This is a genomic window from Pseudomonas sp. 8(2025) (assembly GCF_052665325.1).
The window spans coordinates 57,712-80,464 of record NZ_JBQOIE010000021.1 but is presented as its reverse complement, the minus strand read 5'-3'; the positions used below and the strand labels follow the sequence as shown (position 1 = coordinate 80,464).

Sequence of the window (22,753 nt, the reverse complement as noted above, 5' to 3'; positions counted from 1 at the left end):
CTTGCCGGCGAACAGGCCCTTGAGCCTTGCGCTGCTCTTGCGGCCGCCTTCGCTGGCAAGCCAGCTCCTACATGAGCGTCCGCGGCAATACGCCTTCCTCCGTAGGAGCCGGCTTGCCGGCGAACAGGCCCTTGAGCCTTGTGCTGCTCTTGCGGACGCCATCGCTGGCAAGCCAGCTCCTACACGAGCGTCCGCGGCGATACGTCTGCCTCCGTAGGAGCCGGCTTGCCGGCAAACAGGCCCTTGAGCCTTGCGCTGCTCTTGTGGCCGCCTTCGCTGGCAAGCCAGCTCCTACATGAGCATTTCCGGCGATAGGGAGTTCTTCGGGGGCGCTGCGCAGGCTGGCCGTTAGGGGCGCGGGCCGGTCCACGCCGCGGGGTTGACCAGGTTCGGTGGACGCTGGCCGGCCAGGGCCGCCAGCAGGTTGTCCACTGCGCAGCGGGCCATGGCTTCGCGGGTTTCGTGGGTGGCCGAGCCGATGTGCGGGGTGGCCACGACGTTGGGCAGTTGCAGCAGCGGGGAGTCGTGGTCCAGCGGCTCGCGTTCGAAGACGTCCAGCCCGGCGCCGCGAATCCGCCGTTGTTGCAAGGCTTCTATCAGTGCCGCTTCATCCACCACCTTGCCCCGGGAAATATTGATGAAGATGCTTTCGGGGCGCATCAGGGCGAACTCCCGGGCGCCGATCAGGCCCTGGGTGCGTTCGGTCAGGGGCAGGGTCAGGCAGATGAAGTCGGCTTCCTCAAGCAGTTGCTCCAGGCTCCGGTACTGGGCATTGAAGCGTTGCTCCACCGCGGGCTTGGGCCGGGTGCTGTGGTAGATCAGCGGCATGCCGAAGCCGAAATGCCCGCGCTGGGCCAGGGCTTCGCCGATGCGCCCCATGCCGATGATGCCCAGGGTCTTGCCGTGGACATCCGTGCCAAAGTGCGCCGGCCCGATGTTGCGCTGCCATTGCCCGGCGCGCACCAGGTTGGCCAGTTCCACCACCCGCCGGGCGGTCGCCAGGATCAGCGCGAAGCCGGTGTCGGCGGTGGTCTCGGTGAGCACGTCGGGGGTGTTGCTGAGCAGGATGCGGCGCTGGGTCAGGTAGTCGATGTCATAGTTGTCGACCCCCACCGAAACGCTGGCCACCGCCCGCAACCGGGGCGCCAGGTCCAGCAGTTCGGCGTCCAGGCGCAGGCTGGCGCCCAGCAGCCCGTCGGCGCTCGGCAGCGCCTGGCGCAGGGCATTCAGCCCCGCCGCGTCGAGGGTTTCGATCAGGGTCACCTGCGCCTGCTCCTGCAGGCGGGCCATCAGCGTTGGGGAGAGTTTCTTGTACAGCACCAGGTGTTTTTTCATGGGGTTCTCTAGACCGTTTCAAGGGTGGGCCAGGCGCCGGCGCAGGGGCAGGGCCTTGGCCTGCGGCTGGTCGGCACCGGGTTTGAGCAACAGGGTCAGCAGTACCGAGAGCAGCAGCGCGCCGCTCATCAGCAGGTAGGAGGCGCCGGGGGAGCCGGTGGCGCTGTTCAGGTAGCCCACCAGGTAGGAACCGCCGAAAGAGCCCAGGGCGCCCATGCTGTTGATCAGGGCCATGGCGCCACCGGCGACGTTGGCCGGAAGGATCTCCGGGACGATGGCGAAGAACGGCCCGTAGGGCGCGTACATGCAGGCCCCGGCGATCACCAGCAGGCTGTAGGACCACCAGAAGTGCTCGGCCCCCAGCAGGTAGGAACCGTAGAAAGCGATGGCCGCCACCAGCAGCGGCGGCCAGACGAAGCGCTTGCGCTTCTGGGTGCGGTCCGAGCCCCAGGACACCGCCAGCATGGCGATCACCGCCGCCAGGTAAGGCAGCGCCGAGAGCCAGCCGGCTTCCACCATGTCCATCTGCGCGCCGTGCTTGAGGATCGACGGCAGCCACAGGACAAAGCCGTAGACCCCGATGCTCCAGCAGAAGAACTGCAGGGCGAGGATGATCACCTTGGGCGAGCGGAACGCCTCGGCGTAGTTCTTCACCGCCTTGATCCCTTGCTGTTCGGCGGCCAGGGCGCTTTCCAGGTCGCGTTTTTCGTCCTGGCTCAGCCACTGCGCCTGGCTGGGTCGGTCATCGGCCAGGCGCCACCAGATAAAGGCCCAGATCACCGCCGGCAGGCCTTCGATGATGAACATCCAGCGCCAGCTGAAGTGCTGCACCAGGTAGCCGGAGACCACCGACATCCAGAGCATGGTCACCGGGTTGCCGAGGATCAGGAAGGTGTTGGCCCGGGAGCGTTCGGCGCGGGTGAACCAGTGGCACAGGTACACCAGCATCGCCGGCATCACCGCGGCCTCTACCACCCCCAGCAGGAAGCGGATGCCGATCAGCATGTAGGCGTTGGCGACTATCCCGGTGAGGGTGGCCAGGCCGCCCCAGAGGATCAGGCTGACGAAGATCAGCTTCTTCACGCTGCGCTTTTGCGCGTAGATCGCCCCGGGCACCTGGAAGAAGAAATAGCCGAGGAAGAACAGCGCCCCCAGCAGCGAGGACAGGCCGGGGGTGATCTGCAGGTCGTCGGCCATGCCCGAGGCCGCGGCGAAACCGTAGTTGGCGCGGTCCAGGTAGGCCAGGCTGTAGGTGATGAAGACGATGGGCATGATGTACCACCAGCGGCGGGTGGCGAGTTTGAGCGTGTCCATGAAAGTTCTCCTGAGCTTGTTGTTTTTGTCGCAGCAGGTGGTTCGTGGTGTTCGGTCACTGCAGGAGCCGGCTGGCCGGCGAAGGGGCCCTTGGGGCATGTGTCGCCGGGCGGGCGTCTTCGCTGGCAAGCCAGCGCCTACAGGGCGCTGGCGGTTTTCAGGCTGGGTGTGTGCTCCGGTAGTTCGTGGCGCAGGGGCAGGCCTTCCATGTCGCCACGGCTCTGCACCGCGCGGCTGCCGATCCAGTTAGCCCGCTGCACCGCTTCGAGGATGCCGCGGCTTTCCAGCAGGGCGCTGATCAGGCCCACGGCAAAGCCGTCGCCGGCGCCTACGGTGTCCACCACCTGGGCCACCGGCACGCCGTCGACGAAGCCGGCATCCAGCTGGGTGCGGTAGTAGGCGCCGTGGGCGCCGAGCTTGATCACCACGGCTTCGGCGCCCTGGTCCAGGTAGAAGGCGGCGATGTCCGCCGGGTCGTCGCGGCCGGTGAGCAGGCGGCCTTCGGCGAGCCCCGGCAGTACCCAATGGGCCAGCGCCGCCAGGCGGTTGATCTCGCGGATCATCAGCGCTTCGCTGGGCCACAGGGCGGGGCGCAGGTTGGGGTCGAACGACACGCTGTGCCCGGCGCTGCGCTGGGTGTGCATCAGGTGGCCGGACAGCTCCCGGGCCGAGTCCGAGAGCGCCGGGGGAATGCCGGTGGCGTGCAAGTGGCGGGCCCGCAGCAGGGCCGGGTCGAGGTCGCCTATGGCCAGGTGGCTGGCCGCCGAACCGCGGCGGAAATACTCGACCCGCGGGTCGTCGCCGCCGTCTTCCCGGGACTTGAGCTGAAAGCCGGTGGGATGGATCGGGTCGCAGCGCACGAAACGGCAGTCCAGGCCTTCGGCGCGCAGGGTGTCGAGCACGAAGCGCCCCAGGGAGTCGTTGCCTACCCGGCTCAGCCAGGCCACCTTGAAGCCCAGGCGTGCCAGGCCGATGGCCACGTTGCTGTCGGCCCCGGCGATACGCTTGTGGAAGTGCTGGACCTGGGCCAGGTCGCCGCCGTGTTCGGCAACGAACATCGCCATGGTTTCGCCGAACGAGAGGATATCGATATCAGGCATCTGCATGCTCCAGGCGCGATTGGCCAAGGTGGGCCAGCAGGCTGACCTGCTCGGTGGTCACTTGCAGCAGGTCGGTGCCTTGCAAGGGGTATTCCACGGCCCGGGTAATACCTTGAGTCATGTGCCGCAGCAGTTGTTCCCATTGATGCAGCTCCGGGGCGCCGGGCGGTATGGCCACCAGCTTGCCGTCGACCCGCAGGCGCACCGCCTTGCAGTGCACGTAGGCCACGTGCCGGCCCAGCAGGCGCGCGGCGTTGAGCGCCGATTGCTCCTGCCATTGCCAGTTGCCGATGTCGAAGGTCATGCGCAGCGGTAGGTTCAGCGCCTCTACCGCGCTGAAAAAGCGCTGGAACGGCTCGATGCGCCCGCCGTAGGCGGTCTGGTCGTTCTCCACCAGCAGGGCCAGGGGCTGGCGAAACAGCAGGCTGGCCAGGCTGCGCAGGTCGTGGTGTTCGCGAAAGTGTCCCAGGGACACCTTGAGCCGCTTGGCGCCGAACTCCCGGGCCCGTTGCAGGGTGGCGCTCAGTTGCGGGTTGGGCTCGCTGCGCTCGGCCTGCCACAACTCCAGGGGCGAGGAAAACACGCTTTCCAGGCCGTGCTCCGCAGCGCTGCGGGCCAGCTCGGCGGGCTGCTCATGGGTCAGCAGTTCTTCGCGCCATTCGATGCAGGACGCGCCGGCGGCGGCCACCAGGGGAATGAAATGCGCCTGACCCTGTGCGCGCACAAGGTCTGCGCCGTAGCTGGACAAACTGATGGAGACGGGGGATTGCTGCATGTTCCTGACCTCTGAAACCGGTTTCATTTTTGTTCGAGAAAAAAGTGGTGGGTCTTGCCCCCACTGTTACAACCGGGTGGAGCCGCGCACGATCAACTGCGCCGGAAAATCCACCACTCGCGCCGGGGCATCGTCGCCCCGCAGGCGCTTGAGCAGGCATTCGAAGGCACTGGTGCCTATGGCTTCGGTGGGCTGGGCCAGGGCCGTGATGCCATTGCCCACCAGGGGGTACCAGTCCAGGTCGTCGAGGGCGATCAGGCCCACGCCTTCGAACAGCGGGCACTCCAGCTCACGCAGGGCACGGGTGGCGGCCAGGGTCGCCACGCCGTTGGCGCAGAACAGCGCCTTGGGCCCGGGGCCGGGGGCGGCGAGAAAGGCTTGCAACTGGCTGGTCAGGTGGCTGCCGGTTTCCAGCAGTTGGCCGCGCAAGGCCGGACGGCGCTCGATCTCGGCCTGGAAACTGGCGCTGCGCTCCAGCCGCGAGCTGGTGCCGTCATGGGGTTCGCTGACCAGCAGCAGGTCGCAATAGCCCTGCTGCTGCAGGTGGTCGAGGGCGCTGCGCACCGCCGCCGGGTTGTCCAGGCCCACCAGGTCGGCCTGCAACTGCGAGAGCTTGCGGTCCACCAGGACCATGGGCATCTCTTCCTGCAATTGCTGCAACTGCTCCAGGTGGTGGCCCAGGGTGTTCACGATCAGGCCTTCGATGTTGTAGGCCCGCAGGTTGGCCAGGTGCCGGGCTTCCTGTTCGTCGTCGCGGTCGGTGTTGCACACCACCAGGCTGTAGCCGTGCTGGCGGCAGGCGGTTTCCACGCCATGCATCACGGCAATCGAATAGGGGTTGCGGATATCGGCCACCAGCATGCCGATCAGGCGGGTGCGCCCGCGCTTGAGGCCGCGGGCCATCTGGTTCGGGCGGTAGCCCAGTTCGCTGATGGCATGATCGATGCGCAGGGCAATGGCATCGGAGAGCAGGGCCCGGTCCTCGCCGATAAAGCGCGACACGCTGGCCTTGGAGACCCCGGCGCGGCGGGCGACATCGAGCATGGTGACGCGGCTGCGCTGGGCGGCGGAAAACTGATTCACGGGCGACGACCTTGTTTTTGGAATTATGGGTTCCAGTTGCGCTGAAACCGGTTTCAGGAAACCGCAAAAGCGCTTCGGCCGTCAATAGTGCAGAGGCAGGAAATAGCATCCACGCAGGTCGGTGGCTGACCAACGGTCGCGTTCAGGGGCGGCCCAGGTGCTGTTCCAGGTAGGCCAGCAGGGCGCTGTACAGGGCGTCCACTTCAGGGGCCAGGCCCCTGGCGCGCAGGCAACCGTGCACCAGCCCCAGGCCCGGGTACAGCTGGCTTTGCCCACCGGCTGCGAGCAAGTGCTGGTGATAACGCTCGCCGTCATCGCGCAGCGGGTCGAACTGTGCCAGGGCGATAAAGGCCGCGGGCAAGCCGGCGAACTGTTGCGCCAGTAGCGGCCGGGCATAGGCCGAGCGCTGCTGCGGGCCGGGCAGGTACAGGGCCTGGAAACAATCCAGGTCGCTGCTGCTGAGCAAGGGCGCGTCGGCGCACTGGCTGCGCGAGGGCAGGTTGGCGGCGCCACCCAGGCCGGGGTAGACCAGCACCTGGGCCGCCGGCCCGGGTTCGCCGGCATCGCGCAGGGCCAGGCACAGCGCCGCCGCCAGGTTGCCGCCGGCGCTGTCGCCCATCAGCACCCGGCGCTGCGGGTCCAGTGGCAGGGGCAGCAGCCCTTGTTCCAGGGCCCGCCAGACCCCCAGGCAATCGTCGAAGGCGGCGGGGAACGGGTGCTCCGGGGCCAGCCGGTAGTCCACGGCGATCACCAGTATTCCCAGCTCGCTGGCCAAGCGGGCGGTGATGAACTCGTGGGAGTCCAGGCCCCCCAGCACCCAGCCGCCGCCGTGCAGGTACAACAGCCAGGGCCAGCCCGAAGGCGCAGCCGGGCGCTCGGGGTGATACAGGCGCAGTGGCACCCCGGAAAGTTGCAGCTCCTGTACCGCCAGCCCGGCCGGGCGAGGCGGGGTGAAGGCCCGGCACATGCGCTCGTAGCTGTCGCGCAGGCCCTGGAAGCTGCTGTCGACGCTGGTGTAGCTCAGGGTTCGCTGGACAAAGGCCGTCAGCTCGGCAGAAAGCGGGTAATGGTTCATGGACAGTCCTGGAGTGTGGGAGCCGGCTTGCCGGCGAAGAGGCCCGTGAGACCGCCTGCGCCGGCAAGCCGGTTCCTGCAGAGGGTGGCTACAGGCTCGCTTTGACCGCTGCCACGCCATCGCGGCCGTCGAAAGTGGTCACTCCCGCCAGCCAGCGCTGCAGGTCCTCGGGATGCTCGCGCAACCATTGCCGGGCCACCTCCTGGGGCGATTGGCGCTGCATGATGGGCACCATCAGCTGGCTTTCCTGGGCTGCGGTGAAGCTCAGGTTCTTCAGCAGCCGGTCGACGTTGGGGCAGCGCTCGGCATAGTCCGGGGCGGTCACCGTGGACACCGTGGCCGCGCCTTCGTTGGGCCCGTACACGTCCTCGCTGCCGGTGAGGTAGGTGATGGCCAGGTTGATGTTCATCGGGTGCGGGGTCCAGCCGACGAACACCACGAACTCCTTGCGGTTGATCGCCCGCTGCACCGCCGCCAGCATCCCGGCCTCGCCGGACTCGATCAGCTTGAAGCCCTTGAGGCCGAAATGGTCGGTGTCGATCATGGTCTTGATCGTGGTATTGGCGCCGCTGCCGGGTTCGATGCCGTAGATCTTGCCCCCCAGCTGCTCCTTGAAGCGGGCGATGTCGGCGAAGGTCTTCAGGCCCGCTTGCGCCACGTAGTCCGGCACCGCCAGGGTCGCCTGGGCATCGGCCAGGCTGGGCTGGGCCATGACCCTGACCTGCCCGGCGGCCAGGAAGGGCGCGATGTTCTGGTCCATGGCCGGTTTCCAGTAGCCGAGGAAGATGTCCAGGCGCCGGTCGCGAATGCCGGCGAAGATGATCTGCTGCACCGCGCTGGTCTGCTTGCTGTCGTAGCCCAGGCCGCCGAGCAGCACGTCGGCCATGGCGCTGGTGGCGATCACGTCGGTCCAGTTGACCACGCCCATGCGCACGGTCTTGCAGGCGGCGGGCTCGGCGGCCCAGGTCGGGGCACTCAGCAGGGCGCTGGCGCAACAGGCCAGGAAACAACGCTTGAACGGTGTTTTCATCGGAGGCTCTCGTGGGGCAGTGGTTTTTGTTCGGGGCGGCGTCTTGTTGCGCCGTGTGCGCCACCCTACAGCGCCCCGGTGCCGAGCCAAAGGCACTGGAGCGACCGCCCGTTGCACTGTGGCGACCTCAGGCCCACAGGCTCATCCAGGTGGATGCCAGCAACAGCAGGGCCATGCCCCGATTGAACGCCTGCAGCGCCCGCGACGAGCGCAGCCAGTGCGACGAACCGGCCCCCAGCAGTGCCCAGGCGCCCAGGCACGGCAGGGCGATGAGGAAAAACACCAGGGACAGCCACAGCGCCCGCCACTGTCGGTCGGCTTCGGTACCGGCGAACACGCTGACCACCGCCAGGGCCATCATCCAGGTCTTGGGGTTCACCAGTTGCAACGCGGCGGCGCCGGCCAGCCCCAGGCGGCGCGGCTGCCCGGCACTGGCATCCAGGGCGCTGGCCGGGGCCTGCCAGATCTGCCAGGCCAGGTAGCTGAGCCACAGCAGCCCGAGCCACTGCATGGCCTGCTGCACCTTGGGCCTGCCGGCGAGCCAGTCGCCCAGGCCGGCGCCCACCAGCAGCACGATCCCGGCCGCGGCCAGCGCCGCGCCGAGGATGATCGGCGGCGCCGCCCGCAGGCCATGGCGGGCGCTGTTGTTCAGCACCAGGATATTGGTCGGCCCCGGGGTGATGGAGGCGACGAAGGCAAACAGCACAAAGGGCAGCAGGGTCGAGAGAGACAGGGGCATGGCAGGCAACTCCGGTAAGTGATCGGCAGTTGATCCTGGCCCAGGTTCTTTCAGGCGTCTGGAAGCTTTGTGCAGCGCTTGCGATACAACGCGGGGCTCAGCCCGTAGGCACGCATGAACCAGCGCCCCAGGTGGCTCTGGTCGGCAAAGCCCAGGGCCGTGGCGACCTCGGCCGGCGCTGCGCCTCCGGCCAGCAGGCGGCGTGCCCGGCTCAGGCGCAGTTGCACCAGGTAGGCATGGGGTGGCAGGCCGAAGGCGGCCTTGAAGGCGCGGCTGAGGCGAAAGCGGTCGACCCCGCAGGCCTGGCTCAGGGCTTCCAGGCTCAGGTCCTGGGCCAGGTGCGCATGCAGGTAGTCCCGGGCCCGTTGCGCCACCAGCGGCAGGCGCGGGTCCTGGGCGTAGCGCCGGCGCCAGTGCAAGTGCCCGGTCAGTTGTTCCAGCAACTGGTCCAGGGCGCTCTGGCGGACGATGCGCAACTCGCCATGGTGCAGGCTGTGAAAGGCCGCGCTGGTGGCGCGGGCCAGGCGCGGATCGCTGGCCAGGGTACTGCCGAATGCCAGTTGGGCATTGGCCGGCGCCTCGGCGAACAGCGCCCCCAGTTCGCGCTCCAGCCACTGCGGGTCGAGGTACAGCATGCGGTAGGTAAAGCCGCCCTCGGTGGGGGCCTCGCCGTCGTGGATTTCCCCCGGTTCCAGCAGGAACACCTTGCCCGGCGTGCTCTGGTGCCGGGCCCGGCGGCAGTTGAACTGCTGCACCCCTTGCTCGGTGACGCCCACCAGGTAGCTGTCGTGCCAGTGCGGGTCATAGGCGTGGCCGGTGAAATGGGCCCGCAGGGTCTCGATGCCGGTGTCGGCATCCTGGGCCAGGTCGATCCAGTTGGGCGTGGTCATGGGGCGGTCCGTGGGGCGTGGCGGCAACCCTGGCAGTTAACGCCGGTGCCAGGGCTGGGGTCTAGAAGTTTTGTGCAGCCTCAACTGAACAGCCCGGCGGCGATATTGATCGAGAAACCGAGGATCGCGGTGTTGAACAGAAAGCCGATCAGCGACTGGGCGAGGACGATCTTGCGCAGCTCGCGGGTGGCCACGCCGACGTCCGAGGTTTGCACCGCCACGCCGATGGTGAAGGAGAAATACAGGAAGTCCCAGTAGTCCGGGTTGGTCGGGCCTTCGGCAAAGCGCAGCGCCGGTTCCTTGCCGTCCCAGGTGTAGTACAGGCGCGCGTAGTGCAGGCTGAAGATCACCCCCACCAGCAGCCACGAGCCGATCACCGTCAGCCCGGTGAAGCCGTAGTGGACCAGGCGCTGGGTGCTGTCCAGGTCCTTGCTGCCCACCAGCTCCAGGGTGATCGCCACCAGGCTGGCAATGGCCGCCACACAGACGATCAACAGCACCAGGCCGGCGTTTTCATCCTCGGCTTCGGCGATGCGCCTGACCTCATCGGCCCGGGCCCGAACGGTGAGCCAGAACATCAGTGCCAGGTAGCTCCAGACAGCGGCGTTCCAGCCAATGAGGATCTTGCCGGTCAGGCTCTGGGCAGGAGCGAGCAGACCAATGGCGCAGCCGATCAGGACGCCGATGGTCAAGCGGGGGTGGGTGCGGATGACGACGGACATGGGCATTTTCGCGAGAGTGGAAGTGGCCAAACCTTAGCATGGTGCTTGGCTCCCGGGCCCGCCCAATGGCGAACGTGCACCCGCATCCCCGGCCGGCCTCGAACTCCGGCCGGTGGGGCAGGCTGCTATCAGAACTGATAAGTGAAGGCTGTCTGAATGCCGGTCACATCATTGCCACCTGGTTGCTGCGCCCAGAACACGCCCGTATGCACGGCGCTGTGTTCGTTCAGGGCATAGCTCACTCCCGTGCCGGCCCCCAGGCGAGCGTCGTGCTGTTTTCCGGCCTGGTAGGTGTAGCGCCCCAGGTACTCCATTTGGGCGTGAAAGGCATCGCGCTTGTTGCGCAGGTCCTGGGTCAGCTCCAGGTTGGCACTGAGTTCCAGCTGCCGGGTGAGCTTTTTGGCGCCCCGCACACCGAGGTTCAGGCTGGTGGTCGTGCGGCCCATTTTCGCGTAGCTGGCTGCAAACACCGCGCCGCTGTTTTCACGATAGCCCTGGCGGCTGACCTGAGTCTGGCTGAGGCCCAGATACGGCGTCAGGGTCATTGCATTGAGCATCACGCCGTAGGCGCCTTCGATGCTCAAGGACTTGCCGCGCAGGCTCGAACGTCCTTGGCCGGCCTCGGTGTAAGCCAGTTGTTCGCGTGTGATATCGACCTTGGAAGACACATAGGCTGCGGCCACACGGCCCTGCCAACCCAGCCCGTGGCCTGTTTCATCAACGGCGGCGAAGAGGGCGACCGCCGGTGCTGCCGACCCTGCCTTGGTGTAGTTGTCCGGCAGTTGCCGATCGAGGTCCTGATCCAGGGTGACGCCAAGGCGCAGATGCTCGGTGGGACGAACCCCCAGGGTTAGGCTCATGCTGGTCTGCCCGGCCACGCCGTTGCGGCTGTAGCTTGGGCCCACACCGATACAGAACGAGCCACTGTCGATCTGGCATTCCTGGCTCATCAATCGAGCCAGTTGTTCGCTGCGTAAATCGAGCATCCCCCAGGCTCGATTGGCGTTCTTGGCCATGGCGGTGCGGGTGTTGTCCAGGTCGACAAGGTGGGAACCTGTTTCGGTGATTTTCCATAGCGCGGCGTGCGTGGCACCTTCGCCCGTAAGGCTGATACCCACGACAACATTGCCGTCAGCGGAGACGCCGGTCGCCGATGACGTTCCACCACCCAGGGTGCCCAGGTCGACCATGCCGCTGGCATCGGTGTGCCGGAATGCATGGGGATCGCCAGTGGCCGTCGCAGCTGTACCCACGACGACGCGACCGTCGGCAGAAGCGCCATAAGCAAAGGAAGGGCCACCCCATGAGCCCAGGCCGACCATGCCGGTGGTGTCAGAGTGTTTGAACGCTTGAGTGTCGCCTGTAGCTGTCTGGGCCGTTCCCACGACAACATGGCCGTCAGCGGAGATGCCGAATGCCAGTGAGGTCTGCCCTCCCAGGGTGCCCAGATCGATCATGCCGCTCGCGTCGGTGTGCTTGAAGGCGTGTTTCAGGCCTGTGCTGGAGTCGATATTCGCGTATCCCACGACGATGCTGCCGTTCGCGGACACGGCGGTGGCAAAGGAGACGCCGCTGTTGTCCGCCTTCAGGGTGCCCAGATCGATCATGCCCTTCGCGTCGGTGTGTTTGAACGCACGATAGTAGCTATTGGTTGCAGACGAATAGCCTACGACAACCGCGCCGTCAGCCGATACGCCTGTCGCCTCTGACATCCCCTCTCCACTCAACGTGCCCAGGTCGACCATGCCGGTTGCATCGGTGTGCTTGAAGGCGTGAGTGTGGTTACTGGAGAGGGCGGCGAACCCCACGACCACCTTGCCGTCAGCGGATACGGCCTTGGCATGGGATTGATTGCCACCCAGTGTGCCCAGATTGACCATGCCGGTCGCATCGCTGTACTTGAACGCATATTGATTGCCGCTCGTGAACTCAGTGCCGACGATGAAACGGCCGTCAGCCGATACACCGTAGGCGACGGAGTCATCAACGCCTAAAGAACTCAGGTCGATAGTAATGTCGGCACAGGACTGTGCTGAATAAATCATTCCATAGATCAGTGTTAGTGCGGCTGTTGCAAAAGGCGATTTCAATGTAATGAACCTGGCGATAAAGTAAATGATTACAGCGGCCTGAGTAATGGAATTTTTTTATGGGCGAACAGGCTACTGCCGAGGTAAAGGCTTGGTTTACGCAGCGATGAGGGTGTGACGCCCGGATGGCTTGGGGTTTAGGGCCGGGCGCGATGGCGTGAGTCGAAGTTGTCTTGCTTACATGCGGGTAGTAACTGGGCGTTTAACTAATTGCTGTGTTGGATATGAATTTGATGTTTCGGGTTAGTTTAGTTATTAGTTGCGGATGAAGTCTTTAGGAAGATTCTGAAAGCCTGTTGTTTCGGCAGCTCAATCTATTTGAGGCTGCCGATACGCGCATCTTGTGAAGGTTATTGTTTGGCCATGACTGCCAGGAACAACTCTGATTCGAGTTGCCCCTGCAACCACTCCTGCAAGGAGCGATAAGGCGTCTGGGCAAACCACTCCCGGTCCACATGGGCAAACTGGCGAACAAACGGCAGCAGCGCCATGTCCGCCAGGCTCGGATGCTCCGCCAGCAGATAGCGGCGCTGCTGCAACAGGCTATCGAGGCGCGCCAGAAACGCCTCGCCCTGGGCCCGGTAGTGCTCCATGGGCGCTTCGGGGTAGCGCTCGGCGTATTTGTAGCGATTGAGGTGCACCTTGAACACCTGGTCATTCTCGGCAATCAGCGCCGCCATCTGCGCCTGGGCCGTCGGGTGCGCCGTGAGCCGCCAATCCTCGGGGTCATGCTGGGCCAGGGCCCAGTGCATGATCTCCAGGCTTTCATCGATCACCCGATCCTCCAGTGCCAGCACCGGCACCGTGCCCTTGGCCGACAGCGCAAGCATCTCGGCCGGCTTGGCCTTGAGGCTGACTTCGACAATCCGCATTGGCACCCCGGCATAGCGCAGGGCCAGCCGCGCACGCATGGCGTAGGGGCAGCGGCGGAAGGAGTAGAGGGTCGCCCCCGGCGTTTGCAGCGTGCTCATTTCACCTCCAGGGTGCTCAGGCCATTGCCCTGGCGGCTGACCTTGATCTGTACCGGAATCCGTTCGTGCATTTCCTGTACGTGGGAGATCACCGCCACCTTGCGGCCCTGGGCCTGCAGGCCGTCGAGGGCATCCATGGCCAGTTGCAGGGACTCGGGGTCGAGGCTGCCGAAGCCTTCGTCGATGAACAGCGATTCGATCTTCAGGGTGCTGGAAGCCATGGAGGCCAGCCCCAGGGCCAGGGCCAGGGACACCAGGAAGGTTTCGCCGCCGGACAGCGAGTGCACCGAGCGCAGTTCGTCGCCCATTTCGGTGTCCAGCACCAGCAGGCCGAGCATGCTGCCACCGCGCTTGAGGCGGTAGCGGCGCACTAGTTGGCGCAGTTGGGCATTGGCGTGGTGCACCAGCAGGTCGAGGTTGTAGGCCTGGGCGATCTTGCGGAACTTGTCGCCTTCGGCCGAGCCGATCAGGGCGCTGAGCCGGGCCCAGCGCTGCCACTGGGCGTAGGCCTGTTCAAGGCGCTGGTTGAGGGCCTGGTTGGCGGCCTGGCGGCGCTGGTCCTCGCTTTGCCGTGCACGCAGGTCCGCCACCTGTTGTTCGCTGGCCTGGGCCTGTTGCTGCAGCTGTTCCAGGGCCTGGGCCAGTTGTTCGGTCTCCAGGTTGCCGTTGTGCTGGGCCTGATGCTGTTCCAGGCGCTGCTGGCGTTCCTGCAGCAGGACCTTGGCCTGCTCGATGGCCTTGTCGTTGTCTTGCAGGCGCTGGCGCAGTTGCTGCACCTGTTCTTCGTCCAGCTCCAGCAGCTGTTGCAGGCCGGCGTCATCCAGTTCCGGGTGCCCGGCGCGCCACTGCTCGATGCTGGCGGCCAGCTGCTGTTGTTCGCTTTCCAGGGCTTGCAGGCGTTCTTCCCGGGCCTTGAGCTCGGCACCCAACTCGATCGCTTGCTGGTGCAGCGCCTGCTGCTGTTGCTGGGCCAGGGCCTGGGCGCTGCGAGCCTGGTCCACGGTTTGCTCCAGATGCTGCTGCCAGTGCTCGGCGCTGGGCTGCTGGCCCAGCAGTTCGGCGAGCCTGTGCTGGCAGGCCTGTTGCTGCTGGTGCAGGGTGTCGAACTGCTGTTGGGCCTCGGCCAGTTGTTGCTGGCGGGTCAACTGGCGGTCCTGTTCCTTTTCCAGGGTCAGCTGGCGCTGTTGCTGTTCTTCGGCCTCTTCCTGCTGCTCGCGCAGTTGCTCGATGCGTTGCAGCACCTGCTGGTCGAGCTGCATGAAAGTGCTGGCCGGGTCGCGGCGCAGGCCGTCGAGGACCTCCGCCGGCAGCAAGTGGCTGAAGCTGGCCAGTTCCTCGTCCAGGCGCTGGCGGTCGGCGCTCAGTTGCTGTTGTTGCTTGTCCAGGTGCTGGGCGGCCTGCTGGCTGGCGTCGATTGCCGCCTGCAGCTGGTTTTGCAGGCGCGCGGCATCTTTTTGCAGGGTCAGCAGGGCGCCCTGGCGGTTTTCGTCCTGGGTGATGCTCTGCTGCAGCTGGTCGAGTTGCTGTTGCAGCCAGGCGTCGCGCTTGGGCGGGTCCTGGTCCAGGAGGCTGGCGCTCAAGGGGTGGGCTTGCAGGCTTGGGGCCAGGGCCTGCATCTGGCTCGCCAGCTGTTCCTGCTGCTGGAGGAATTCCTTCTGCTGGGCGGCCACCGCCTGCTGCCTGTCCTGCAGGGCCTGGCCGCGCTGGTCCAGTTCGCGTTGCTGGGCCCAGAGCCGGGCCAGCTCTTCGACGGCGCGCTGCTGCTTGCGGTTGTCCTGGAGCAGGGTGCCGAGCAACTGGATCTGCTCGGCCACCGCCTGGGGCTCGGCCCCGGCTTCGCTGTAGAGCAGTTCGAGCTGCGTGCGTTGCTCGCTCAGTTGCTGGGCGGCGCTGCTGGCGCGCTGTTCCAGGGCCGGCAGTTCGGCCTGGCCCTGGTGCAGGCGATTGCCGATCAGCATCAGCTGTTGCAGGCGTTCGCGGTAGGCGTTCCAGGCGTCGCTCAAGGGGGCGAGGGCGACGCTGTGGGCCAGTTGCCCGGCGATCCGCTCCAGGCGTTCGCCCACCAGGCGCTGTTTTTCCAGCAGTTGCTGGATGCCTTGCTGGCCCTCGGTGCTGGCCTGCTCGGCGCGGCTGCGTTGGGCCTCGGCCTGGGCCAGGCTCTGCCCCAGGCGCTCCAGGTTGGCCTGTTCGGCAAAGGCTTCGCGCAGCAACGGGGCGCTGGTGCTGTGCTGTTCCTGGGCCTGGGACAGGGCCGTGCCGGCGTCCTGCAGTTGCTGTTGCAGGCGTTCCTGCTGTTGTTGCAGGGCGCCTTGCTGTTCGACCTGCTGCTGGATCTGCTGGCGCAACGGCAGCAGGCTGGCGCCCAGCTCTGCCTGGCGCAGGAACTGGTGCCGCTGCGGCGCCAGTTGCTCCAGGCGTTGCAGGCGCAGGCGCTCCGGGGCCAGGGCCTGGGCGTCCTGTTCGGCCGCTTGCAGTTGTTCGGCGGCGCTCTGCCGGGCTTCCTGCCATTGGCGCAGTTCCTTGAGCCAGGCGTGCTGGGCTTCCAACTGCCTGAGCTGGGCCTGTTGCTCCTTGAGCTGTTGCTGGGCCTGGCTCAACTGCTGTTCAAGCTCGGCCCGGGCCTCGGGCTCCAGCGGGCTGATGCCGCTGGCCTGGGCCTTGAGCTCCTTGTGGGCGTCTTCGGCCTCCTTGCTCTTGCTGTAGGCGCGGCGCCCCAACTGGCTGTAGACCGCAGTGTTGGTGAGCTTTTCCAGCAGCTCGCTGCGTTCCTTGTCGTCGGCCTTGAGAAAGGCGCTGAACTCGCTCTGGGCCAGCATCACCGCCCGGGTGAACTGTTCGAAGTTGAGCCCCAGGCGGGCCTCGATCAGTTGCTTGTATTCGCTCTTGCTCTGGTTGCTCAGCAGCTGTTCGCTGTCAAGGTCGGTGAGGTTCTGCCGGCTGCCTTGCAGCTTGCCGGTGGCTTTGTCGCGGGCGCGGTTGGTTTCCCAGCGGGCGCGGTAGCGACGGCCGTCGATGCCGACAAAATCCACCTCGGCATAGCCGCTGCCGGTGCCGCGGCGCAGCAGGGTGCGCGGGTCGCTGGTGAGGATCTCGCTGTCGACCTCGGGGACCTTGGTCTCGCGGCCGATATTGTTCAGCCGCGGCACCGCGCCGAACAGCGCCAGGCAAAGGGCATCCAGCAGGGTGCTCTTGCCGGCGCCGGTGGGCCCGGTAATGGCGAACAGCCCGGCGCTGGCCAGGGGCTCGGCGGTGAAGTCGATCTCGAAGGGGCCGGCCAGGGAGGCCAGGTTCTTCAGGCGGATGGCCAGGATCTTCATGGCTGTTCACCTTCTTGCTGGACGTCCTGCAACAGCAGGGCGAAATCCTTGAGGGTGGCTTCGTCCACCTCGTTGGCGTAAGCGTCGCGCCAGGCGCGGCGGAACAGCTCTTCGGGGGTCAGCTGGTCCAGCTCGATCAGCTCGGCACTGGCCTCTTCACCGTCACCTGCGCCCTTGCCGGCGTATTCGGCGGCGATCCGCACCAGGCGCACGGCCTTGCCTTGCAGGGCGCTTTCCACTTGCTGGCGCAGGTCCGGCTGGGGCTCGTCCAGGCGCACCCGCACTTCCAGCCAGGGCTGGCGCTGCTCCTCGGCCAACAGGTCGATGTCCGGCAGCTCGCCGAGCTGGGTCAGGAGTTCCCCCAGGGGCGCCGGGCCCAGGCGTTGCAGGTTCACCGCGCGGGGAATCAGCCGCGGTTCGACGCTGACCAGGGTCTCGCCGTCCAGGCGCACGTCGAGGATCTGGTGCTGGTAGCCGATCTCGGAAAACGACAACGGGATCGGCGAGCCGCTGTAGCGGATGCGCTCCTCGCCGTTGACCTTCTGCGGCTTGTGCAGGTGGCCCAGGGCCACGTAGCTGATGTCCGGGCCGAACAGGCTGGCGGGCAGGGCCTCGGCGTTGCCGATGATCAGGCTGCGTTCGGAATCTTCCGAGACCGAGCCGCCGGCCATGTGCGCATGGCTGACGGCGACCAGGGCCTGGCCCGGCTGGCGCTTGGCGTTGGCCGCGGCGATCAGCCATTCGTGGACCTGGGCGATGCCCTTGAGGTAGTCGTCGCCCAGCTGGCGGCCGGTGACTTCCGCCGGCCGCAGGAACGGCAGGGCCAGGCACCAGCCGGCGACCTGGCCGCTGGCGTCGGGCAGCGGCAGCAGCAGGCGCTCGGCGTCCAGCTGGCCGTCGTCCAGCCACAGCACCCGGCCCAGGGCGTGGGTGCGCAGGCGGCGCATCAGGGGCGCCGGCAGCTCGATGCGCGAGCCGGAGTCGTGGTTGCCGGCGATCATCACGACGGTCAGGGCCGGCTGCTGCTCGTGGGCGCTGACGATGAAGTCGTAGAGCCGCTCCTGGGCGCTGACCGGCGGGTTGACGGTGTCGAAGATATCGCCGGCGATCAGCAGCACATCGGGCTGTTCGTGCTTGAGCTGGCGCAGCAGCCACTCCAGGAAACAGGCGTGTTCGAAGTCGCGTTCCTGGCCGTGGAGGTTCTGGCCCAGGTGCCAGTCGGAGGTGTGAAACAGACGCAAGGCAGGCTCCGCATGCAAAAGGCTTGGCCGCACATAAGGGTGACCGCGGCGAAAGGGCAGAGAGTTTACTGGCAAATGCGTGTTCATGCCCGAGCCGTGGCAAATGCCCCGGCGCCGCCAAGTGGGGCCGGCGTTCAGTGACGCGGTACGGCAGTGCCCTGGCCGGCGCGCACTTCGCTGGCGGTGCAGCCGAACCGCTGGCGAAAGTGCCGGGCGAACTGGGCCTGGTCGGCAAACCCCCAGCGCGCGGCCAGCTCGCCGATCGACAGGCGGCAGTGGGCGTCGCGCAGTTGGCGGTGCACGGCGCAAAGGCGCTGCTGACGAATCCATTCGCCCAGGCTGAAGGGGCTGTCGGCAAAGAGCTTGTGCAGGTAGCGCAGGGAAATGCCACAGGCGCTGGCGATCTGCCTGGGGTTGAGCTCCGCCGAGCCCAGGTGCTGCTCCACGTAGCTGTCGATGCGTTGCAGGTGCAGGGCGGCGAGGCTGGAGCTTTCACTGCTGAGCACCCGTTCGTCCTGGCGCAGGGTCAGCAGCAGGGTCGCCAGGGCCTGTTCCAGCAGCATATGCCGCGCCGCCGGGGCGCATTCGTCGAAGCGCGCGGCGCACATGGCCAACTGGTCGGCGAAGATCCGCCCCAGGCCGCGCCGGGCATCGAAACAGAAACGGGTGTAGCGCTCGGCGCCGCGCAACTGGCCGTGCAGGGCCTGCTCCGGCAGCTTGAACACCCAGAGATCGTTGTCGCTGGCGTAGCGGAAGCGGTAGGGCGCATCGCCCCGTTCGAAGATGAAGCTGCCGGGGCGGCAATGCAGCTCGCGGCCGTCCTGTTCGAACAGCACCTCGTGGCGCCGGGGGATGGTCACCAGGTAGCAGGCCTGGGTGTCGTTGCTGACCTGGGCCTTGCTCCGGGAATAGCCCAGGCGGCTGGAACGCAGGCGCGACAGGGCCAGGGCACTGCTGGGGGTTTCCCAGATCCGCAGGTTGCCCTGGAAGGGGCGGTCGCTGCTGAATTCAAGGGACAGGGGAAAGTAGGCGTTGCCAATGGCTTCGGCCCAGCGGGGCTGGCATTGGTGCTCGGGCCAGTAACGGGTGGAAAGCTGCTGAACCATCATCACTCCTGCTTTCTTGTGTTTTTTAGTCAGGACAGCACCGGGTGGTCAGCCACGGTGCCGGTGATCTTTGGGCAAAAGCGCGGGTCGGTCAATCGGCAGGCGTCAGCCGGTAGCAGGCCGAGGGCGCGAGCGTCGCCTGCCAGCCCGGCGGCACCACGATGTTGGTGGTGGCTTCCTCGATCACGCAGGGGCCGGTGAGGGTCTGCCCGGCCTGCAGCTGTTCGCCCTGGTAGACCGGCGTCGGTTGCCAGCCGCCGGCTTCGTCGAACAGCATCGAGCGCTGTTCCCGAGGCGTTGCCGGCACCTGCTGCTCGGGGATCGGCATCTCCGGCATCGGTGGGTGCTGCAGCCTGGCGATCACCGAGCATTCAAGGTTCACCAGCTCGATCGGGCTCTGCGGCTCGCTGTAGGAGAACAGCGCCTTGTGCCGGCTGTGGAAGGCCTCGCGCAGGGCGCCGAGACCGGCCGGGTCCAGCTCGTTGCTGGCCAGCTCGACGCTGCATTCGTGGATCTGCCCCAGGTAGCGGATTTCCAGGTGGTACTGGGTATCGACCCGGTTGCCGTTGCTGAAGCCGTCCTGGCGCAGGTTCTCCAGGCCCTGTTCGCGCAGCCGGGCCAGGGTCCGGTTGAGCAGCGCCAGGTCCACGTGCTGGTCGTCCAGGCGCATGGGCAGGGTGGTCAGCTGGTCGTAGCGGATGTCCGAGAGGATCTGCCCGAAGGCGCACAGCCCCGAGGCCACCTTGGGAATCAGCACCACCTGGCTGCCGATTTCCTCGGCCAGGCGGATCACGTGCATGCCCGCCGCGCCGCCGGCGCCGATCAGGGCGAACTGGCGGGGATCGTAGCCGCGCTCCACCGATACCCGGCGGATGCCGCTGACCATGTTCAGGTTGACCAGGGTGATGATTCCCAGCGCCGCGCGCTCGATGCTGATGCCCAGGGGCTCGGCGATCCGGCTGGCGATGGCCAGCAGCGCCGCCTGGCGTGACAGGCGGATGCTGCCGCCGAGCAAGGCGCCGTCCGCCAGGTAGCCCAGCGCCAGGTTGGCGTCGGTCACCGTTGGCTCGCTGCCGCCCTTGCCGTAGCACACCGGCCCGGGGTTGGCTCCGGCGCTGCGCGGGCCGACCTGGAGCATGCCGAAGGGGTCCAGGTGGGCGATGGAGCCGCCACCGGCGCCGAGGGTTTCCACCTGGATCATCGGCACGCCGATGCGGTAGCGCAGAAAGTCGCTGTCCTTGCTGAAGTTGGTGCGCCCACCCTGGCTCAGGGTGATGTCGAAGGAGGTGCCGCCCATGTCCACGGTGATCACGTTGTCGATGCCGAATGGCCGGGCCACGCACAGCCCGGCCTGGGGCGCCGAGGCCGGGCCGGAATTGATCGCATTGACAGCCCGGGTGCTCATGATCGCGCCGGGGGCCAGGCCGCCGTTGGACTGGAAGTAGCGGGTCGGCTGCTGTGCGCCCAGTTCTTCGAACAGGCTGTCGATGCGCTCCACGTAGCGTTGCATCACCGGGCTCAGGTAGGCGTTGACCACGGTGCTGGAGGTGCGGGTGTATTCACGGATCTGCGGGAACACTTCATTGCCGGTGCAGACGAAGACCCCGGGCAGGGCCGCGCGCACCAGCTGTGCGGCGCGCTGCTCGTGGGCCGGGTTGCGCACCGACCAGACAAAGGAGATGGCCACCGCCTGCACCTCCTGCTCGCGAAAGTACTCGATGGCCCGCAGGATCGCCGTTTCGTCCAGGGGCGCGTGCTCCTGGCCGTCGCTGCGCATGCGCCCGCCGATGGGCCGGCGCAGGTGGCGCGGCACCAGCATGTGGGCCTGGGGGTAGCTGGCGTCGTAGCGGTGGCCGTCTTCCTTGTGCCCCAGGCGGATTTCCAGGCTGTCTTCGTGGCCGTCGGTACACAGCAGGCCGACCTTGGCCCCGGTCTTCTCGATCAGGGCGTTGAGGGCCACGGTGGTGCCGTTGATGCACAGATCGCAGTCGCCGATGATCTGCGCCGGGCTGCGCCCCAGGGCGTCGGCCATCTGCGCCAGGCCGTTGCGGATGGCCAGGGTGCCGTCCTGCGGGGTCGAGGGGGCCTTGAACAGCTGCACGTTGCCGAGCTGGTCGGCGAGGATGAAATCGGTGAAGGTGCCGCCGGCGTCGATGCCCAGGCGATAGTGTTTGCTCATGGGGGGATGCTCCGTGGGTTCAGGGGCGGGCGCGCAGGGCGCGGGTGGCGTCGTGGTCCAGGCGCTGCTCGGCGTCGAACACCACGCCGTAGTCCAGGCGCGCGCCTTCGAGGGAGACCAGGCCATTGCGCAGGTCTTCGGCCACTCGCTCCAGGGGCCGCAGGAAGGGGTCGCCATAGCCGCCACCGCCGGGGTTGAGGTTGATCACCCGCTCTCCGGGTTGTGCGGTCAACTGGGCGTTGTGCTGGTAGGTGTGTTCCTGGCCGTCGGCACGGCGATGGGTCAGGCGCCCGAGCTTGGGCGCCAGCAGGCCGTTGCGCGCCCCCGCGGCGCCGGCGGTGGGCAGTTGCCGGCCTTCGCCGAAACCCACCACGGTCATCGGGTGCTGCAAGGGTTCGATCTCGATGCAGGTGCCCGAGCCGCCGCGAAACTGCCCGGCGCCGCCGCTGTCGGTGATCAGGCTGTAGCGGTGGATGAGGATCGGGTAGGCGTATTCCAGCAGTTCGATGTCGCCGGACATCAGCGCGCCAAAGCAGCACAACGGGCCGCAGGCCGGCCAGCCGTCCATGGCCTGGTTGGCCCCGGCCCCGGAGATGATCGAGGCCAGGACCATGGTCACGTATTCGGCGTTGTCGTTGCGCGGGTCGTGGCCGGCGATGTTGATCCCGCTGGCATGGCCCCAGGACGCGGTGACCCGTTCCGGCGCGGCCTGCTCCAGGGCCTGGCGCACCGCGTCGGCGAGGGTTTCCATGGGGGTGGTGGTGCTGTTGACGTGGGGCGCGGGTTCGCTGGCGTTGCACAGGGTTCCGGGCTCCCCCAGGTCGACGCTGATGCAGCGGTACAGGCCCTCGTTATAGGGCGGCGGCACCTGGGCGAACATCATCAGCCCCAGGTACACCCCGGACACCGAGTTGCCGGCGTAGGAATTGATGAAGTAGGGCACCTGGGGCGGGCTGTCGATGCGCACCCGGGCCTGATCGCCGCTGATCTGCACCTGGGCGGTGATGGTCAGCTGGCCCAGGCCGTGGCCCGAATCCTCCAGCACCGCGCTGCCGTGGTAGAGGCCATCCGGCACCTCGCGCAGCAGGGCGCGCATGTGCCGGTCAGCCATGTCCTTGAGCTCGCCGATGCAGGCGCGCACCTGTTCCACGCCGTAGCGCTCCAGGAGTTGCAGCAGGTGCCGCTCGCCGACGCTGCAGGCGCCGTACTGGGCATTCAGGTCGCCTTCCTGGTAGACCCGGGCGCGCATGTTGGTCAGCAGCAGGTTGATCACATCCTCGCGGCGCTGGCCCCGGGACCAGAGCTTGACCGGCGGAATCCGCAGGCCTTCGGCATAGATCTCCCTGGCATCCGGGTTGTAGCCGGCGGGCACCGGGCCGCCGATGTCGGTGAGGTGGCCCTTGCACACCGCCCAGAACACCAGCTCGCCCCGGTAGAACACCGGTTTGTACATGCAGCAGTCGAGGATATGGCTGCCCTGGTAGGCCGGGTCGTTGTGGTAGATCACGTCCCCTTCATAGATGTCGTCGCCGAAGAATCCGGCCACGCATTTCATCGCCGGGATCAGCGAGCCGAGGTGGATCGGGATGTCCTGGCCCTGGAGGACCATTTCCGGGAGGTGGTCGAACAAGGCATTGGAGTAGTCGTGGGCCAGGTTGAAGACGCTGGAGCGGCCGGTTTTCTCCAGGGTCAGGGTCATTTCACGCTGGGCGGTTTCCAGCGCCCCTCGCACCACGGCGAGGGTGATCGGATCTACTGTGCTCATGGCTCACCTGAGTTCTTGTTG

At 66.9% G+C, this 22,753-nt stretch carries 17 protein-coding genes; all 17 read right to left on the bottom strand.

Translation table 11 applies throughout. The annotated features are described in order from the left end of the window. Positions 1-348: 348 nt before the first annotated feature. A complete protein-coding gene (locus ACUXVH_RS28590) occupies positions 349-1,335 on the bottom strand; it encodes a 2-hydroxyacid dehydrogenase (protein WP_015635406.1) in 987 nt (328 codons plus the stop codon). Between the two features lie 18 nt (positions 1,336-1,353). Further along, the gene (locus ACUXVH_RS28585) at positions 1,354-2,649 is read right to left on the bottom strand and encodes an MFS transporter (RefSeq protein ID WP_015635407.1); all 1,296 of its coding nucleotides are present in this window, start codon (positions 2,647-2,649) and stop codon (positions 1,354-1,356) included. A 137-nt stretch (positions 2,650-2,786) separates the two neighbouring features. Continuing rightward, entirely contained in the window at positions 2,787-3,749 is a 963-nt protein-coding gene (locus ACUXVH_RS28580) for a sugar kinase (RefSeq protein ID WP_065363898.1), read from the bottom strand. After that, on the bottom strand, positions 3,742-4,524 hold the full coding sequence (locus ACUXVH_RS28575; protein ID WP_065363899.1) for a sugar phosphate isomerase/epimerase family protein: 783 nt from the start codon (positions 4,522-4,524) through the stop codon (positions 3,742-3,744). Before ACUXVH_RS28575 ends, ACUXVH_RS28580 begins: the two co-directional genes overlap by 8 nt. A 66-nt stretch (positions 4,525-4,590) precedes the next feature. Further along, the gene (locus ACUXVH_RS28570; protein ID WP_065363900.1) at positions 4,591-5,607 is read right to left on the bottom strand and encodes a LacI family DNA-binding transcriptional regulator; all 1,017 of its coding nucleotides are present in this window, start codon (positions 5,605-5,607) and stop codon (positions 4,591-4,593) included. Between the two features lie 142 nt (positions 5,608-5,749). After that, on the bottom strand, positions 5,750-6,682 hold the full coding sequence (locus ACUXVH_RS28565) for an alpha/beta hydrolase (RefSeq protein WP_011061016.1): 933 nt from the start codon (positions 6,680-6,682) through the stop codon (positions 5,750-5,752). A gap of 88 nt (positions 6,683-6,770) precedes the next feature. Then, the gene (locus ACUXVH_RS28560) at positions 6,771-7,712 is read right to left on the bottom strand and encodes a choline ABC transporter substrate-binding protein (protein WP_065363901.1); all 942 of its coding nucleotides are present in this window, start codon (positions 7,710-7,712) and stop codon (positions 6,771-6,773) included. 127 nt (positions 7,713-7,839) lie between these two features. Then, entirely contained in the window at positions 7,840-8,451 is a 612-nt protein-coding gene (locus ACUXVH_RS28555) for a LysE family translocator (protein ID WP_065363902.1), read from the bottom strand. Between the two features lie 50 nt (positions 8,452-8,501). Then, the gene (locus ACUXVH_RS28550) at positions 8,502-9,341 is read right to left on the bottom strand and encodes an AraC family transcriptional regulator (RefSeq protein WP_015635414.1); all 840 of its coding nucleotides are present in this window, start codon (positions 9,339-9,341) and stop codon (positions 8,502-8,504) included. A gap of 80 nt (positions 9,342-9,421) precedes the next feature. After that, positions 9,422-10,063 carry a DUF1345 domain-containing protein gene (locus ACUXVH_RS28545; RefSeq protein ID WP_065363903.1) on the bottom strand — a complete coding sequence of 214 codons (642 nt, stop codon included), beginning with the start codon at positions 10,061-10,063 and terminating at the stop codon, positions 9,422-9,424. A gap of 128 nt (positions 10,064-10,191) precedes the next feature. Beyond that, positions 10,192-12,108, bottom strand: coding sequence for an HAF repeat-containing protein (locus ACUXVH_RS28540; RefSeq protein WP_065363904.1), 1,917 nt, complete (start codon positions 12,106-12,108; stop codon positions 10,192-10,194). A gap of 395 nt (positions 12,109-12,503) precedes the next feature. Beyond that, complete coding sequence (locus tag ACUXVH_RS28535; protein ID WP_065363905.1) at positions 12,504-13,124, bottom strand: glutathione S-transferase; 621 nt, start codon at positions 13,122-13,124, stop codon at positions 12,504-12,506. Further along, positions 13,121-16,441 carry an AAA family ATPase gene (locus ACUXVH_RS28530; protein WP_445496512.1) on the bottom strand — a complete coding sequence of 1,107 codons (3,321 nt, stop codon included), beginning with the start codon at positions 16,439-16,441 and terminating at the stop codon, positions 13,121-13,123. The genes ACUXVH_RS28535 and ACUXVH_RS28530 overlap by 4 nt, the downstream gene beginning before the upstream one ends. Continuing rightward, complete coding sequence (locus ACUXVH_RS28525) at positions 16,438-17,682, bottom strand: exonuclease SbcCD subunit D C-terminal domain-containing protein (RefSeq protein WP_065363907.1); 1,245 nt, start codon at positions 17,680-17,682, stop codon at positions 16,438-16,440. The genes ACUXVH_RS28530 and ACUXVH_RS28525 overlap by 4 nt, the downstream gene beginning before the upstream one ends. A 134-nt stretch (positions 17,683-17,816) precedes the next feature. After that, complete coding sequence (locus tag ACUXVH_RS28520) at positions 17,817-18,788, bottom strand: AraC-like ligand-binding domain-containing protein (protein ID WP_065363908.1); 972 nt, start codon at positions 18,786-18,788, stop codon at positions 17,817-17,819. Positions 18,789-18,879: 91 nt separating this feature from the next. Further along, positions 18,880-20,967: a caprolactamase subunit alpha gene (capA, locus tag ACUXVH_RS28515; protein WP_445496509.1), complete on the bottom strand. Its 2,088-nt coding sequence runs from the start codon at positions 20,965-20,967 to the stop codon at positions 18,880-18,882. Between the two features lie 19 nt (positions 20,968-20,986). Next, positions 20,987-22,732, bottom strand: a complete 1,746-nt coding sequence (capB, locus tag ACUXVH_RS28510) for a caprolactamase subunit beta (RefSeq protein ID WP_065363909.1) — start codon at positions 22,730-22,732, stop codon at positions 20,987-20,989. Positions 22,733-22,753 lie beyond the last annotated feature (21 nt).